The organism is Kitasatospora aureofaciens, from assembly GCF_019192735.1.
GTDB lineage: Bacteria > Actinomycetota > Actinomycetes > Streptomycetales > Streptomycetaceae > Kitasatospora > Kitasatospora aureofaciens_A.
Genome location: NZ_JAHTKP010000182.1, coordinates 1 through 1,010 on the forward strand (window position 1 = coordinate 1; position 1,010 = coordinate 1,010).

Sequence of the window (1,010 nt, forward strand, 5' to 3'; positions counted from 1 at the left end):
GCGGGGAGGGCGGTGGCGCCGGGTGACCACCAGGATGGCCATGTCGTCGTTGCGTTTGCCCTCGGTCCAGTGGACGACGTCTTCGGTGAGGGCATCCACCACTGCATCGGGGTCACTGAACTGCCTGCGCATGCGCTCTGAGGCGAGTGGATCGTAGAAAGTCCCCCGCTTGTCCCGCGCCTCGGTGACACCGTCGGTCACCAGCAGCAGCGAGGCCCCCGGGGGCAGCCGCACGACATCGGCAGGCGCGGGGCCGTCAGGAGTGAGATCGCCCAGCCCCAGGCCGAGGGGCAGCTGTGGGACGGCCGGGTCGAGCCGCACGAGCTGTCCGTCGTGAATCAGGTACGGGGGCGGATGCCCGTGGTTCACCAGGCTCAGTGTCTCGCCGTCGGGGGAGACCTCGGCCAGCACGGCGGTGATGAAGCCCTCCATGGCGGGCACCGGGCCGCTCCGGGCTGTGTCCTTGTTCACCGCCTCGTCCATCCGCTGTCCCAACGTGACCAAGGCGGGAGCGGACTCGGCCTCATGGCGGAAGATTCCGATCGCGATCGACACGGCGGCGACAGCCGCAATGCCTTTGCCCCGTACATCGCCGATGATCATCCGCACCCCGAACGGCGTCTCCTGCACGGCGAAGAAGTCACCGCCGATCCGCGCCTCGGCCTGCGCTGCCGTGTACCCCGCGGCCACGGCCAGCGGCCCGACCGTCCTCGGCGGCTCCGGGAGCACCGCCCGCTGGACCCTCTCCGCGACATCTCTGGCCAGTGCCAGATCGCGCCCTTGCCGCACGATCAGCCGGTTGACCGCTAGAGCCAGCACGCCGATCACGCTGACCACGGCAAGATCGACAATCAGTGGTGTCGCCGGACGCCCGCGTTCGATGTCCACCAACACCGAGACCACGGACGTAACACACACGACGGCGAGCGCGGAGCGGAAGGAGAGTGTGGCACCCGCGATGAGCGGTGCGGCTGCCAGCAGCGGGAGTCCCGTGTACGGCTGAGGCGCGA

The 1,010-nt window shown here is 69.5% G+C and carries 1 protein-coding gene; it reads right to left on the reverse strand.

Annotated elements, in window-relative coordinates; translation table 11 throughout:
• On the reverse strand, positions 1–888 hold an 888-nt coding region (locus KV557_RS41875), incomplete at its 3' end, for a PP2C family protein-serine/threonine phosphatase (protein ID WP_308130329.1).
• Positions 889–1,010 lie beyond the last annotated feature (122 nt).